The sequence below is a fragment of the Photobacterium kasasachensis genome, from assembly GCF_050336885.1.
Lineage (GTDB): Bacteria > Pseudomonadota > Gammaproteobacteria > Enterobacterales > Vibrionaceae > Photobacterium > Photobacterium kasasachensis.
The window spans coordinates 166,659-182,457 of record NZ_JAKJSH010000014.1 but is presented as its reverse complement, the minus strand read 5'-3'; the positions used below and the strand labels follow the sequence as shown (position 1 = coordinate 182,457).

The following is a 15,799-nucleotide window of genomic DNA, read 5'->3' as shown; positions in this document are numbered from 1 at the left end:
AGCAGTGTTAAGAGTTTCCAACGCTTTTATAGCAATGTTCTCCGTTACCATAATAACGGCATGCAGTGTTTCGGGGCCAGATTTTGACGGTGTGGATAAGGCGGCCTTGCCCGAAGATTGGATAGGGCAAGATATTAGGGCAGGACATGATAGTAAGGTGAACGAGAACTTGCTAAGTGGTTGGAAAACAGCGCGCTGGTGGATGCAGTTTGATGATCCTGTGCTGGATCGTTTGGTAGAGAAAGCAGCGAATCAGAACCTGGACTTGGAGTCAGCTGGTCTGAGGATTGTTCAGGCCCGTGCGGCACTGGGAGTGGCTGATTCATTTCGATATCCGCAGCGACAGACAGTCTCTGGCAGCCTGGCAAAGATTTATCAGAATGAAAATACCTTTGATAATGCAAGCTTGAGTTTTGATGCAGGCTGGGAGTTGGATGTCTGGGGGAAGTATGCCAGAAGTCTCGAGTCGGCCGAGGCGAGCCTGTATGCCTCTGTGGCTTCTTACCACGATATTTTGGTGAGCATTACAGCTGAAGTCGCCAGGAACTATGTGAATTACCGTACGTTTCAGGAAAGGGTGTTGCTGTCCGAGCGTAATATCGAGATTCAGGAGCGGGTCGTCAAAATCACCGAAGTGCAGTTTGACTCAGGTAACGTGACCGAGCTTGATGTCCAACAAGCCAGAACCCAGCTTTATAACACCAAATCAGCGCTTCCGGGATTAAAAATCGGAATGATGCAGTCACGCAATGCGCTGGCGGTTCTATTGGGTATATTGCCCGCAGAGGCTGAGCAGCTGCTGGCTTCGGCAACCATAGATGCAAAAATCAAAGCATTTGACGAGAAATACAGTGCCAGCCGCTCGCAACAAAAACTGACGGGTTACGATCAGTATTCGCTGATCCCGCGCCCACCTGCTGTCAGGACGGTTGTCGATGCCTCCCTGGTACTTCGCCGACCCGACTTGCAAGTTGCCGAGTTTCAGGCACATGCCAGGAGTGCACAAATCGGTGTTGCCGAAACAGAACTCTATCCCAACTTCTCGTTGTTTGGGGCGATAGGTATCAATAGCACGGTGAAAGCCGGTAACGATTTTAGCTTCAGTGACTCGCTGACGCTGTCACTTGGACCAGCTTTCTCCTGGAATATTTTCCAATATGGCCGGGTAGAAAATAACATTCGCCTTGAGGATGCCCGGTTTCAGGAATCGTTGACCAACTATAACAAGCGAGTATTGCTGGCAGTTCAGGAAGTGAGCAATGCCCTCGAGACTTATCAGTTCAACCAACAGCAGAAATCCCTGGCATTTAGCTCGGTCAATGCCTCCGTCCGGGCATTTAATATTTCGCTGACGCAATATGAAAATGGTCAGATCACGTTTGAACGCCTGCTGAGTTCGATAGAAAAAATGACCCGCAGTGAAGATGCCTACGCCCAGATAAAGGGGAGTGTCGCCAATCAGGTTGTTGCACTCTATAAGTCGCTGGGTGGCGGATGGGAAGCGAACTCGGGGAGAGCGTATTTACAGCCTGAGCTTGCAGAGGAAATGGAAGCGAGGACTGATTGGGGAGATATGCTTGCCAATCCTGTTCTGCCTTCCCTGACACCGGCACCTACCATAAAGGCCGATATCCCATATGCGGATAGGGAGAGTGACGAATCTGCAAATAGTACGAGGGCACCGTGATGGCGACGCCCCATGAATTGGCGATTGGAGATGTGTATTTTTCACCGCTATTGCTGGTGGTTATTTATGCCGTGATTACTGCATGGGTGACAGTTGGCCTGCTGAATAAGACACGCTTGTCACGGTTGATCGTTTTTCCGTCGGTGACGTTCCTGGCAATCACTTTGCTTTATGTAGTGGCTATCGATGCCTTTTACTTAAGGTTCTAGGGGGGGGATATGAAGACGATAAAGAAACTCATCGTTCTTGCTTTGAACATCCTGATCATCGGGGGAGCGTTGTATTTTGGCTATCAGAAGTATGAAGAATACTTTACCAATCCCTGGACCCGAAATGGCCAGGTTCGGGCCAATGTGATTAAAGTGGCTCCAAGGGTATCTGGCCCTGTTGTTTACGTGGCGGTACGTGATAACCAGCGAGTCAGGAAGGGCGACTTACTGTTTCAGATTGATCCCAGTACCTATGAGGTTGCCCTTTCCCAGGCCGAGGCGTCATTGGAGCGGGCGATTGTAAGCTCGCGGGGTAAAAAGATTGAGTATGACCGCTTGCTGGATATCAGAAAGCGGGACCGTGGAGCCGTCTCCCATAAAGATCTTGTTCGTCGTCAGATTGCCTATGAAGAGTCACTGTTGCAAATTAAGGTGTCGGAACAGCAGCTAAATGCCGCCAAGCTGAATATGGCATTTACGCAGGTTTTTGCCTCTGTCGACGGCTATGTTTCTAACCTTGATATCAAGGAAGGAACCCAGGCGGTTGCTAATCAGCCCTTGATTGCTTTAGTCGATATTAACAGCTTCTGGGTCTTTGGTTACTTCCGGGAGAGTCAGTTGGAAAATATCCGTATTGGCAATGACGCCAAAGTCACTTTAATGGCCTATCCGGAGCAGCCGATAGAGGCGGTGGTCGATTCGCTGGGATGGGGGATCGCCCCGAAAGATGGCAGTGTTGGCTACAACCTGTTGCCGAACGTTAATCCCGTTTTTCAATGGATCCGGCTGGCACAACGGATTCCGGTTCGTATTTCACTCAGACAGCTGCCGGAAGGCGTCGATCTGAGGTTTGGGCTTACGGCGTCCATTATGGTTATGAATGAGCAGGAACAGAAGTAGTTGTGCGAGAGGGAATCGCCATTAATAAACAGCGAGGGGGAGTAAATGGGTAAAAGAATAAGCGAGAAGAATAACTTCTATTACCTGACCATATCGTTGGTAGTTTTGCTAGTCAGTTCCTCGCTGGAACAGGCGTTGAGGATTGGTTTTCTTGATGTTGTCCTACAGGGAGTGACGATACTTAACTTCGTTGTCTGCCTGGTAAGCCTGCGCTTTGACAAGAATTGGTACCGGTTTCTCCTAACTATCGCGATCTGCTGGGGCATTGTGTCGGTCACCAAGGCGATTTTCCCAATCCCTCAAATGGATGTAGTAATCCTGACCTTAATGCTGATTTTTTTTGGTGGCACTTTCAAATCAATTGTTCACCAAATATTGTTCACCGGCAGTATCGATTCGAACAAAGTAGTTGGTTCTTTGGCCCTCTTTTTGCTGTTGGGGCTAATGTGGGCAATCCTCTATCTAGTCATCCTAGAGTTCTCTGCTGAAGCGTTCACCGGCATGGTTCAACTGCCCTGGGGAGAGAATTTCTCAAATGCCGCCTATTTCAGTTTTGTCACACTGACAACCCTGGGGTATGGCGATATCAGTCCGATTTCACCGGTTGCACAGGTTATCGTCTACTTAGAGGCGATAGCGGGTGTGTTCTATATGGCCATCGTTGTGGCCAGTCTGGTTGGTGCGAGCCAAAGTAATCAGGAAAAGAACGATGGATAAACAAATTGAAAAGCATCAAAGCAGTATATTTATCAATAACATGGTTGAGTCCGCGATCCGGATTGGCTTGCTATTCGTATTGCTTATCTGGACTTACGATATTATCAAACCGTTCATCATTCCGGTTCTGTGGGGGGCGATCATAGCAGTTGCGTTAATGCCGTTAACGCTTAAGCTCGCGAATGCGCTGAATGGCAAACGCGGCCTCGCGGCGACGCTTCTGGCCTTGCTCGGGGTGGCTTTGCTTGTAATACCTTTGGTGATGGTCTCCGGCTCCGTCTACGATGGAATTGCCGGGCTGACAGAAGCACTTCAGGAGGGCAGTGTAAAAATCCCCGGGCCGACACAGCGTGTTGCCGAGCTGCCGTTAATTGGTCAGCAGCTCTATGATGTCTGGGCGTTGTTTGCATCGAATATGGAAGCTGCAGTTACTCGCTACAGCGAGGAAATCAAAGCCTCGGTGGCAGCGGTTGCTGGATTTTTGGGGAGTAGCTTGGCAACCATTGTCATGTTTATTATTTCTTTGCTTATTGCCGCAGGTTTTATGGCCCATGCCGAATCAATGTCGAAAGCCGTTCAGACTGTTTCTGTCCGGGTGGTCGGCAAACATGGTGAAGAGTGGGCGAAACTAACGGCAGCGACCGTTCGCAGTGTGCTATTGGGAGTGGTCGGCGTGGCCTTCATTCAGTCGCTGCTGGTCGGGTCGGCCTTTTTCGTTTTCGGTGTGCCGGCTGCGCCATTGCTGACTTTCATCGTGTTTGTCTTTGGTATCGCCCAGCTTCCCGCGACATTGGTCGTGCTGCCTGTGATCTTGTATGTGTTTTCGGTTCAGGATACGACGCCGGCCACTATCTTTACGGTATGGGTTCTAATCGCTGGTTTATCAGATAATTTCCTCAAACCATTGCTGATGGGGCGGGGCGTGTCTATTCCAATGCCAGTGATTCTATTCGGTGCTATCGGCGGAATGATATCGGCAGGGATCATCGGCTTATTTTTGGGGGCCGTGATACTGGCGATTTGGTATGAGCTATTCACAACCTGGTTAAAGCTGGATCAGAAAGACGTACCTGATTTGGCGGAAGCAGAACTGGAGCAAAAAGCTCAGCCTGAGAATAAGTAATTTTCTGTTCGCGGCTATCTCGTGCTCATATCTTGAGCTCAGAGACTATGAAGAGTCTAATTATATAATACTTAGACTCTTTTCTTCTATTTATCGGTAACCGTTTAATGGTCTTCAGAACCTTTTGCTTATAGGACAGGAAGCGTAACGCCTTAATTTGAATAATTGCTCTATACTGAATCAGGAGCGGCGTTGAGGATTGACGTCAACCAGAAGTTATTAAAGCAAAAGGATGTGAAAAGCGATGGGGACAATATTCGATAAGGCCAGGAGAGCAATCAATAAGTTAGAAGGGCTAACCAATACCTTTACCCTACCCAAAGTTAAAGATAATGAAGCGAATACCAGTGTACCGCTGACTGAACAGTCTGAAGGGCTGGAAAATAAAACCGTTTTTATCAGTGGTGGCTCGCGAGGGATCGGTTTTGCCATTGCGAAACGTTGTGCCGAGGCGGGAGCAACAGTGATCATCGCAGCAAAAACAACGGAACCCCATCCTAAACTGCCGGGCACCATTTATACCGCGGCGGATGAGATTAATCAGATGGGAAAAGGCAAGGCTATTCCCGTTGTATTAGATATTCGTGATGAGGAGGCGATTAAACAGGCGGTAGAACAAGCGTGTGAGCAAACATCAGGGCTCGATGTTGTTATCAATAATGCCAGTGCCATACATCTGGAAAACACTGAAAATACCCCGAGCAAAAAGTTTGATTTGATGTTTTCGATCAATGTTCGCGGCACCTATCTACTGACACAGGCATGCTTGCCTTACCTGAAAAAATCGAGCAATCCCCATATCCTGACTCTGTCACCGCCTATTAACCTTCAGCCCAAGTGGTTCAAGAACTATGGCGCCTATACCTCATCAAAGTACGCCATGTCGATGATGGCGATGACGTTTTCCGAAGAGTTCAAAGCCTATGATATTGCCTCGAACTCCCTGTGGCCGAAAACAGCCATTGCAACCTCAGCGATACTGAATATGGCGGGCGGAAAACTGCTCGGGGCGCGTTCACGCCAGCCGGAGATAATGGCCGATGCCTGCTATGAAATTATTACCCGGGATGCCAAGCAGTGTACGGGGAACTTCTTTGTTGATGAAGAGGTGCTCAGGCATCAAGGGGTGACCGATTTTACCCATTACGCCTGTCAGCCGGGAGCAAGCCTGCAGCGGGATCTATTTTTAGATTAACTGCTGTCAATTGAGCTGAAATTTCTCGTTAAAACCAGCGCTCGGAGGTCACTTGCAGGTCCAAATAAAGCTATGATATTTAATAAGATCATAGCTTCGTTCATCTGTGGTTCAAACAAAAGCAGGTATATCGAAGTAGATGCGCTGGTGTTAAAGCGAGGACATACGCGAAGTAATGAATCATTTTTTTAGGCAAATCTACCGTTATATTAATCCGATGGTAAACCCGGATCTGGAGCCCGCCGCTTCACGCTGGCAGTCACAGTTACCGACTGTCTGGTTGCTGGGAAAAACAGGGGCAGGGAAGTCATCGCTGGTTCAGGCTATAACCAATAATTCGGCTGTTGAAGTTGGTAATGGTTTTCAGCCCTGCACCCGCGCTTCGGCTATCTATCGCTACCCAGAACCCAATCCGCTGCTGGCTTTTCTCGATACCCGCGGGTTGGCAGAAGCAAGCTATGATCCTGCCGACGATATTGCCGCCTGTCAGCATCAAAGCCATGCATTGCTTATCGTCATGAAGGCTGAAGAGCCTGAACAAAGTGATGTGCTGGCAGCACTGCGAAAGATAAAAAACTCAGGTGAAATTAAACAGTTGTTGGTTGTTCATACCGGAATTATGTCTCTGTCAGACCCTGATGAGCGCGAACGTGCTATTTGTTACAACCAGTCCCAGGTTGAAGCTGTGTGGCAGGAAGAGCTGAAATCGGTAAAGATAGATTTTGCACCTGATGATGAGCAGCCAGTTGGGCTGGATACATTGAGAACCGCGCTGGCTGAGATGTTGCCGATCCTCTATTTATTGGTTAACGAAAAAGCCCATCAAAGCCGTGAAGAAGCCAACTTTAACCGGTTAAAGCGTGAAGTTATGTGGTATGCGGGAATTGCCGGGGCCAGCGATGCACTTCCAGCCGTCGGTTTGGTTTCTGTACCGGCCATTCAGGGCAAAATGCTGCACAGTCTTGCCAGCCAGTACGGCATAGAGTGGGACAAAAAACGCTTTAGCGAGTTTGCCGGCCTGCTGGGTACCAGCTTTGTGGTGCAATACTTGTCTAAGCTCGGGCTTAGACAAGTGGTTAAGTTCATTCCTGTGTATGGACAAACGGTTGGCAGCGCTACCGCGGCAGCATTGAGCGTTGCTTCAACTTATGGCATCGGCCGGGCTGCATGCAAATACCTTTACTCAATCAGCAGGGGGGAGCCAGCCTCCGAAGCGGAAATCAGACAAGCTCTGCAAGAAGCGCTTAATACGGTGAAGGGGTTGCATGAAAAGAACGCGAAATAGTCTTGGTGCGCTGTCGCAGATCTCGAGCGGAACCGTACCGCTGCTCATTGCCTCGGTGTTTGTTCCTATTTTGATATTGGCCGGGGTTGGTGTCGTCAGCCTGATCCAGGATGGTCGCTGGTTGTTATTTGCTGCTCTGGTCGCAATATCATCCGTGGCAGTCATTATTCCTTATGTTTTATTGAGGAATCTCCGTAAAGCGGATGAACAGGCGCTGGAGAGCATACCTGAATACGATGTTGAGCCTTCAGGGCAGTGGAGTAAGTTTGATACCGAAACGTGGCAAGCCCTTAATCAGCGCATTGATGTGTTGCTGGGCTCGAATGCCGAGTGGGAGAATCTTCGCGATCATGCGCTGGTGCTGGTGAACGAAACTGCTCAGCATTACCACCCTGATAAGCTGTCTAAAGAGCTCGCCTTTACTGCGCCGGAATTTCTGTTGATGGTTGAGGAAGTTAGCCATCGTTACCGCCATTTTCTGCTTAACCATGTGCCTTTTGCGGAGAAGATCCGAATCACCACGCTTAAGCAAGGTTACCAGCAGAAAGACAAGCTAGGTGTGGCAAAGCAAGTTTACGATATCTATCGTGTTTTCAGGGCGATGACACCGGCTGGTTTGATTGCCGAGGCAAGAGGTCAGATCCTTGGCCGCATTTTTGACGAAGTCAGTGATGAGGTTCAAGCCAAGTTAAAACGGGTGCTGCTTCAGGAAGTTGCCTCAGTGGCGATTGATTTGTATAGCGGTCGCTTTGCTGCCAAAGACAGTGAGCTGGGCGCAAGTTCGGTTCAGTCTTCTGATCAAGAACAAGTCGCGGCTGACATTGAGCCACTTCGGGTCGCCGTTATCGGACAGGTGAGTGCGGGCAAGTCGTCGTTGATTAATGCTATTGTTGGAAACATGGTGGCTGAAGTCAGTGCACTGCCTTCTACAGACCGTCTGACGATCCATCGCTGTGAGGTTGACGGTGTAGACTGGATTCATTTGGCCGACTTACCGGGGATTGACGGTACGTCGGAAACGGATGCGTTGCTGGTTGAACAGATTACCAATAGTGATTTGGTATTTTGGGTATTGAAAGCCAATCAGTCTGCCAGACAGCTAGATATTGCGTTAAAACAGAAAGTTGATGCGTTCTACAGTGACGAAAAACAGCGAAATAGAAAGAGGCCGACGATACTGGCTTTGCTCAATCAGGTAGATAGACTGAAGCCGGTCAATGATTGGAGCCCGCCGTATGATTTAATCAACCCGAGCTCAGCTAAGGGACAGACGATTAAAGCAGCATTGGCATATAACCAGCAACAATTGACCCCTGACGAGATTATTCCGGTAGCTGTCTGCAACGACAAAGAAAACTATAACATTGAGCAAATTGCAGAGTTGCTGTTGTTTAACTATGAAAACGGGATGAACACCCAGCTCAATAGACGTCGCTTGGAGCATAAAAAAGTCAACTTTGCCGAGCAGGTGAAGCGCCTGTATCGATTGGGGGAGAAGGCTTTTCGGGATAACAGGGGGAATACAGCTTTATAGTTAGCTACTGTCCATGTGAATTAGTACCGCCAATTGGTTTCACCATAGTGGAATTAATTTATCTATTGCTAAATTAGCAATGTCACTGATACAGTTTTGTTATTCAATGAGTTACTTATGTATCCCGGTTCTTTACGATCGTCTAGTTTGTATCGTAGCGGGATGTTTATTCGATTAGCAGGAGATAACATGCTGTATTTTTCAGATTATGAGCTCGATACCTATTTGCTGGAAGATGCTTATCGGGGAGATTTAACGACCCGCAGCCTAGGGATCGGGCAACATAAAGGCAAAATGGTATTTAAGAGAAAACAAGCGGGTCGGGTGGCAGGGATAGCAGTAGCGCACGCTTTGCTGACTAAGCTCGGACTTCAGCCCGTAATACATATTGAAGATGGTGTTGACGTCGATGCTGGTACGGTTTTACTTGAAGTCGAAGGGCAAGCTGAACAGCTGCATACGGGTTGGAAAGCGGCTCAGGTCGTGCTTGAGTGGTGCTGTGGTGTCGCTCAGTATACTGCTGATATGGTTACACAGGTTCAGCAAGTTAACCCGAATGGCATTGTCGCTTGTACTCGAAAAAGTATTCCGGGAACTCGTAAGTTAGCAACAGCAGCGGTATTGGCAGGTGGGGGGCATATTCATCGTGCGGGCCTTAGTGAATCGTTATTGGTGTTTACGAACCATCGGCGCTTATGCCATGAACCCGAAAATTGGCAGCAGCATGTCGACCAGTTACGAAAGCAGGCTCCTGAAAATAAGATTACCGTAGAAGCAGATACACTTGATCAAGTAGCTGAGCTAGTGAAAGCGGCTCCGGATATTATTCAGCTTGATAAGTTCTCTGTGGCTGAGGTGCTCCAATCACAACAACTGTTAGCCAAGTCCTGCCAACAAACAATGCTGTCTGTTGCTGGCGGCATCAATCGTAGTAACGCTGCGGAATATGCGCAAACAGGAGTAACCTTGTTTATTACATCGGCCCCATATTATGCCCCGCCCGAAGATATCAAAGTAATTATCACGCCCGTTTAGAGGACATTTTCGTTGCCTGCGGCAAACTATCCATCTTGATTGCAACCATAGAGTATTTTCTTATAGATTCATCACACCTAGTTACTGGTATATGCCAGTAACTAGGTGTATAACTGGCATATGCTATATATGAAGGTCGCTACGGTTGCTGCAATACTCCTTTTATTACCGTATTCGCTCAAAGAGCTGAGCTTTGTTAGCACAAGTAACGATTTGACTCCTGAGACAGTCCGGGAGCCTTGTTAATATTAGCCTTATTTTTAATGGATACATCATGTCTTCATCTGTAATGACAGAGCCTTCAGAGGGGATACCCCGTGAAGGAATCTCGCCAATGAAAAGAAGCGTGGCCTATTTACCTATAACGTTATTTTCAGTAGTCATGGGACTCAGCGGGTTAGCTATCGCCTGGCAAAAGTGTTTTCCAGGATCATCAGTTGCACACGCGTTTTCACTTTCCATCGGTCTTTTTGCCTCTGTACTCTTCATTATTTTATTAGGTATGTACGGTTGGAAAACCCTTCGCCATACCGATGAAGTTCGAACTGAATTACATCACCCTGTGCGCCTAAATTTCTTCCCGACAATTTCGGTTAATATGTTGCTCCTCTCTGTATTTTGGCAATCAACGTCCATGCTAGCCATAACGTTATGGATTGCTGGTATGTTGTTACAATTAGTATTAACAATTTATGTAATGAGTAGCTGGCTCAATCACAGTCACTTCAGTATTGAACATGTCAATCCTAGCTGGTTTATTCCAATGGTTGGCAATATTGTGGTTCCTATTAATGGGATATTTCTAGGTTATGAAGAGATCAGCTGGTTTTTCTTCAGTGTTGGGCTGCTATTTTGGTTGGTGCTTCTGGTTATTGTTATGTATCGCCTTCTATTTCATGAACAACTACCACTTCGCCTGTTACCAACATATTTTATTTTGTTAGCTCCTCCTTCTGTTGGTTTTATCTCTTATTCTGGGCTGATTGGCGGTTTGGATAACGGAGCCCGGTTACTTTATTACTGTGCACTATTCTGGGCTATGTTGCTGGGCTGCAATGCGATACGCTTCTGGCGTGTGCCATTTGTTCTCTCATCGTGGGCTTTCTCTTTTCCTCTAGCCGCTCTTTCCATCGCAACCATCAAGATGGCTGAGCTCAGTCAACAACCGTGTTTAAGCTGGTTGGCACGTTTGTTGGTGATATTACTGTCAGTTATTGTGAGCTGGTTAGTATTTCGAACGATACAAGCAGCACTGAAGGGAAAGGTTTGCACTCCAGAACTGAAGTAGCCCTCAATTTCTCTTCAAATATAGAATTCAGTTACCACCGGCAGCCGTATTGATGCTAGGAAATTTATTATTCATCCGATTAGCAATCAGTCCGGCTTGTGTATAAAAAGGCGTCATCATGACAGATATAAAGCAGTTATTTGCAAATAATCTCTCTTGGTCGGAGAGCGTTAAGGAAGAAAGGCCAGAGTTTTTTTCTCATCTGGCAAAAACACAATATCCGGAATATCTCTGGATTGGTTGTTCTGATAGTCGAGTTCCAGCAGAGCTTCTGACCGGCTTGGGTTCAGGGGAACTGTTTGTTCATCGCAATGTTGCCAACCAGGTCGTTCACACTGATTTGAACTGCTTGTCAGTGGTTCAATATGCCGTTGATGTACTAAAGGTTAAGCATATTATTATTTGTGGTCATTACGGTTGCAAAGGGGTGACTGCAGCTATTGATAATCCGCCATTGGGGCTGATCAATAACTGGTTATTGCATATTCGTGATTTACGTTTAAAACATCAAAGTGTCCTGGGGGCGTTATCCAGCGAAGAGTTGGAGAATAAAATGTGTGAAATAAATGTTGTCACGCAGGTCAATAACTTGGGTCATTCGACCATTATGCAGCAAGCTTGGGAGCGTGGCCAGGACATCACTATTCATGGTTTGGTATATGGGACAGATAATGGCGTTCTGAAAGATCTCGGTGTCACCGCAATTTGTCGGGAATCTCTTGAGGCCAACTATCAGGCTGCCATGTCAGCACTGTTATCACCATCCTAATAGTGAGTTATGATTGATGGCATTGATAATTGATATCTGTGTCTTTCAAAAATCACTACAGTTCATTTAAAAATGAACTGTAGTGGTATACCCAAGCCACCTCAAGATGCTCGTTTCAGCGAGAATTACTTGGCTACTAGGCTAGGCGCCGATTTGAAGATCTAGTGGCTCTATATCAATAATCGGTAACAACGCATAGAAGCCCCTATCTATTTAAAAGAACAGGAACTCGCCCTTTGGGAGTGAGCCAGCGAACTCATTTCTGTGTCAAATAACGTTGAAAGGGGCTACCATTCCTACCATTATTTTCCTTGATCTGAGCCCGCAGGCCTCACTCTGAATCCTGCATCTTGAGGTGGTTTGGGTATATGGTATCTTAGACTACCCGGAAATATCTCATTGTTGCTTGCAAATTAGCAGCTAATTGGCTCAATTCGATACAGGCTTGGGCTGTTTGATTCGCCCCTTCGGCTACTTCAGTTGACGAGAGGTTAATGTTTTCGATATTGCGACCTAACTCTTCAGCTACCGAATCCTGCTCGCTACATGCACTGGCAATATGCATACTCATTTCGGCAATCTTGGAAACATTACTCTCAATTGAGTTAATTTTGATGCCGGTCTGCTGCCCCTGTTCAACACTAAGGGTGATCATATTGCAGCTCAGGCTGGTGGCCTCTTTAGCTTCGTGGGCGCTTTTTTGTAGTTTATTAATAATAGAAACAATTTCGCCCGTCGAGTCTTGTGTGCGCCCTGCGAGAGTACGGACTTCATCAGCGACGACAGCAAAACCGCGTCCTTGGTCACCAGCTCGTGCGGCTTCAATTGCTGCGTTCAGGGCCAGAAGATTTGTTTGATCTGCGATATCGCGAATAACATCAACCACCATACTAATGTTGGCTGATTCCTGTTCTAGTTGATGTACCAATGTTCCAGCATTCTGAATTTCGTCTGAAACCTTCAAAATAGAATCGACACTTTGCTGTACTTCTTCACTACCTTGCTTAGACTCATTACTGGCTGATGTCGCGGCACCTGAAGCCTCTTCAGTGTTATTGGCGACATCGGCTACTGTCGCTTTCATCTGATCCATTGCCGTTGCGACCATCGTAATTTCGTCTTGTTGCTGTTTCATGCCCTGAGACGACTGCTCAGATATAGCGCTAACTTCTTCGACTGCAGTATTTAACTGCGTTACAGCTGCAATGATATCTTCAACCAGTTGACGTAGTTTATCCTGCATTTTAGTGCTAGAGTCCGCGAGCATACCAAGCTCATCATTCCCGATGACTTCACGATTAAGTTTATGCGTCAAGTTTCCAGATGCGATTTCAGCGGATAAAGTCATGACTTGATTGAGTGGAACGCAAATCTGACGCGTCAGGAATAGATTGATCAATACCATGAAGATAACAAGGCCGATAATACAACCTATCGTCAATACTTCCATACTATCAGTACTTGAAATCATTTCTTTACTGCTCAAATCGACAAAGCCAACATTCATTTGTCTCAAGGTATCGATCTGAGATTGCAAATGCTCATATTCTTCTAACGAGCCAACAAGAATCGGTTGTGCATCATCAATACGGTTATCAGAGACAGCATCATTAAAACTAACCAAGACTGTTTGATAGTTTCCCCATGCTTTTTTTACTTTATTAAATTGCACTCTATCTTCTTCGGCGGTTATTGTTTTCTGATACTCTGAGAAGGCCTGCTCTATTTTTGCATTCCTCTCAATTGTTGTTTGTATACTCTCCTTCCTTTTCTGTACTGAGCTGTAAGTTAGTAGAGCGTACTGGGTGCGTCGCACAGTATTAACGTCATACTGGATGTCGCTGCTTAATATGACACCTGGAAGGGCTATTTCATCAAATGTTGTAATTCCATCCTGAACAATTCTCAATTCGCTTAGAAGGTAAGCACCAAAGGCAACAATCACAAATGAAATAACCGAAAATATTGCAGCGAACTTTTTCCCTATAGATAAATTTTTATACATATTAAACCTTAAACCCGATGTTATATGTGGTGAGCCACAACGCTCACAATGGAGAGATTTCACTTTAAATGATTAAATGAAAATCGGTGCGATAATAGCACTGCAAAAAATGATGTTATACCGTATATGAAAACTTTACTGTTTAAACTGTAATGGTGACTTTACAGTGAATGAGTAAACTAAAGGGGGAAGGACCTCTATTATAAACATATTTCAAGTTCTTGAATAAACATTACAGAGTTTATTGTGCTTTATTTGGCCTGCTGTTATACAAGGCGAACCTAACGGAGGTTGTTGCTATTATGGTGTATGTTATTGATATTACAAGGTTGTTTTTTGGGTTTTAGACGATTTTAATATAATGGAATGCTGTGTGAATTGGTTTTGACCTATTTAGCTTGTTTGGTGTAAATGAAATGCTCATTATTTGCTGAAATTAATGATTCGAGGTTTTGATTGTTTAAATGCTCTAAATTAGAGGAAGTATAAGGTAAGGTGAAATAATGAATGGTTGCAGGCATATTGTTGCGTATTGGCTGTGATCAATTTAGGTCATAATAGAACAAAGATATTTGGTCGCTATTTTCGGAGCTAAGAACGAATGCCGAATTGTTGATTTAATCACGATCGTTTTATTAATGCTTGCGGCTGCTGTGTGTCAGCCTAAGTCAGTATTTATAGCAATCTGTATTCTGCCATCGACGACTCTGATCGGATAGGCTTCAATATCTTCAAAAGCCGGGGCACATAATACTTCCCCGGTTTTCAGGCAAAAGCGGGCACCGTGGCGGGGGCAGGTTATTTCACTGCCGTTGATTTCTCCTTCACTAAGATCGCCGCCGTCATGGCTACAGGCATTTTCTACTGCGTAGTAATGATTATCGATATTGACCAGGAGAAGCTCGATGCCTTCTAGCTCGACCAGTGTATGTTGCCCCTCTGCTAGCTCTTTTGCTGACATTACGTCTGTCCAGTTAGTCATTGTTTAAAGCATTCCCAGTTGTAGTTTGGCTGCCTCTGACATCATCTCCTGGCTCCAGGGGGGATCAAAGACAAGTTTTACGTCGACAAGGTCTATTCCGGGGAGGGCAACTACCTTTTGCTGGATATCGTCGGCGAGGACTTGCCCCATCCCACAGCCTGCAGCGGTTAGCGTCATGGTGATGCGGATCATCTGTCGGCCATTAAGCAATGTGTCGCAACTTAAGTGATAAATGAGCCCTAAATCGACAATATTAATCGGTATTTCCGGGTCATAGCAGGTTCTTAGCTGAGCCATAATCTGATCGAAAATCTCATCGGTATTATTGTCACTGGTTATTGTCGACGGCTTAGGCTGAGATTGTGTTTTGCCGAGGGCATCTGCATCTTTTCCTGCAATGCGCAGCAATCGTCCGAGGTCATTAACGGTAAAGGTATTGCCCAATGCCTGGGTGATTTGCACTTCACTGCCTTTTGCCAAGGTTACCGGTATACCTGAAGGTATCGCGATGGCAGGGCAATCACGTAATACTGTTACCTTTTCAATGTTCGGATGCATGACGATAGCTTCCCTTGTTTTGTTCTTAATGACATTTAGTAATGCCGTTATTCTGTTGATACAACACCTTTGGTTTGTTCATCGGGTGCCAGTCCGGCTTTCAGGGCATGCCAGGCGAGGGTGGCGCATTTTATACGGCCGGGAAACTCTCTGACACCTCTCAAAACTGTCAGTTTCCCGAGATTTTCCTCCTGTGAAGCAGGTAACTCAGGTTCAGTCAGATAGCGATGAAAACTTGAAAATAAGTGCTCTGCCTGATTCACCGTTTTGCCTTTGAGTTGTTCGGTCATCAAAGATGCTGATGCGATGGAAATAGCGCATCCTGTTCCTTCAAAGCTTGCATCGAGTACTTTGTCATCTTTGATTCTGAGATAAAGTATAAGTCGATCCCCGCATAGCGGGTTGTATCCCTCCTGACAATGCGTAGGGTTGCTGAGCTTCTGAAAGTTACGCGGATGACGACCATGATCGATGATTAGCTCTTGGTATAGTTCGCGTAGTTCTTCGTTCAT

General features: G+C 46.2%; 15 protein-coding genes. 11 read left to right on the top strand and 4 right to left on the bottom strand.

Annotated features, from left to right (window positions below; all coding sequences use genetic code 11):
- Positions 1-34: 34 nt before the first annotated feature.
- From L4D19_RS19925 to can, 11 genes are all read left to right on the top strand, one after another.
- Positions 35-1,687, top strand: a complete 1,653-nt coding sequence (locus L4D19_RS19925; RefSeq protein WP_428453975.1) for a TolC family protein — start codon at positions 35-37, stop codon at positions 1,685-1,687.
- Complete coding sequence (locus L4D19_RS19920) at positions 1,687-1,896, top strand: DUF1656 domain-containing protein (protein WP_428453948.1); 210 nt, start codon at positions 1,687-1,689, stop codon at positions 1,894-1,896. The genes L4D19_RS19925 and L4D19_RS19920 overlap by 1 nt, the downstream gene beginning before the upstream one ends.
- A gap of 18 nt (positions 1,897-1,914) precedes the next feature.
- Positions 1,915-2,796, top strand: coding sequence for an efflux RND transporter periplasmic adaptor subunit (locus tag L4D19_RS19915; protein ID WP_428453974.1), 882 nt, complete (start codon positions 1,915-1,917; stop codon positions 2,794-2,796).
- A gap of 45 nt (positions 2,797-2,841) precedes the next feature.
- Entirely contained in the window at positions 2,842-3,513 is a 672-nt protein-coding gene (locus tag L4D19_RS19910; RefSeq protein ID WP_428453947.1) for a potassium channel family protein, read from the top strand.
- Complete coding sequence (locus L4D19_RS19905; protein WP_428453946.1) at positions 3,506-4,636, top strand: AI-2E family transporter; 1,131 nt, start codon at positions 3,506-3,508, stop codon at positions 4,634-4,636. The genes L4D19_RS19910 and L4D19_RS19905 overlap by 8 nt, the downstream gene beginning before the upstream one ends.
- A 244-nt stretch (positions 4,637-4,880) precedes the next feature.
- Complete coding sequence (locus L4D19_RS19900) at positions 4,881-5,831, top strand: SDR family oxidoreductase (RefSeq protein WP_428453945.1); 951 nt, start codon at positions 4,881-4,883, stop codon at positions 5,829-5,831.
- A gap of 175 nt (positions 5,832-6,006) precedes the next feature.
- A complete protein-coding gene (locus tag L4D19_RS19895; RefSeq protein ID WP_428453944.1) occupies positions 6,007-7,116 on the top strand; it encodes a YcjF family protein in 1,110 nt (369 codons plus the stop codon).
- Complete coding sequence (locus L4D19_RS19890; protein WP_428453943.1) at positions 7,097-8,650, top strand: GTPase family protein; 1,554 nt, start codon at positions 7,097-7,099, stop codon at positions 8,648-8,650. Before L4D19_RS19895 ends, L4D19_RS19890 begins: the two co-directional genes overlap by 20 nt.
- Before the next feature lie 189 nt (positions 8,651-8,839).
- Positions 8,840-9,685: a ModD protein gene (gene modD, locus L4D19_RS19885; RefSeq protein ID WP_428453942.1), complete on the top strand. Its 846-nt coding sequence runs from the start codon at positions 8,840-8,842 to the stop codon at positions 9,683-9,685.
- 274 nt (positions 9,686-9,959) lie between these two features.
- Positions 9,960-10,973, top strand: coding sequence for an SLAC1 anion channel family protein (locus L4D19_RS19880; RefSeq protein WP_428453941.1), 1,014 nt, complete (start codon positions 9,960-9,962; stop codon positions 10,971-10,973).
- Between the two features lie 118 nt (positions 10,974-11,091).
- Entirely contained in the window at positions 11,092-11,742 is a 651-nt protein-coding gene (can, locus tag L4D19_RS19875; protein ID WP_428453940.1) for a carbonate dehydratase, read from the top strand.
- Between the two features lie 376 nt (positions 11,743-12,118).
- Here the strand turns inward: can and L4D19_RS19870 are convergent, their stop codons facing one another.
- The 4 genes from L4D19_RS19870 to sufU all read right to left on the bottom strand — a co-directional run bounded on the left by L4D19_RS19870 (position 12,119) and on the right by sufU (position 15,799).
- Positions 12,119-13,747 carry a methyl-accepting chemotaxis protein gene (locus tag L4D19_RS19870; protein ID WP_428453939.1) on the bottom strand — a complete coding sequence of 543 codons (1,629 nt, stop codon included), beginning with the start codon at positions 13,745-13,747 and terminating at the stop codon, positions 12,119-12,121.
- 658 nt (positions 13,748-14,405) lie between these two features.
- Positions 14,406-14,729, bottom strand: coding sequence for a Rieske (2Fe-2S) protein (locus L4D19_RS19865; protein WP_428453938.1), 324 nt, complete (start codon positions 14,727-14,729; stop codon positions 14,406-14,408).
- 3 nt (positions 14,730-14,732) lie between these two features.
- Positions 14,733-15,287: a putative Fe-S cluster assembly protein SufT gene (gene sufT / locus L4D19_RS19860; RefSeq protein WP_428453937.1), complete on the bottom strand. Its 555-nt coding sequence runs from the start codon at positions 15,285-15,287 to the stop codon at positions 14,733-14,735.
- Positions 15,288-15,334: 47 nt separating this feature from the next.
- On the bottom strand, positions 15,335-15,799 hold the full coding sequence (gene sufU, locus L4D19_RS19855) for a Fe-S cluster assembly sulfur transfer protein SufU (protein WP_428453936.1): 465 nt from the start codon (positions 15,797-15,799) through the stop codon (positions 15,335-15,337).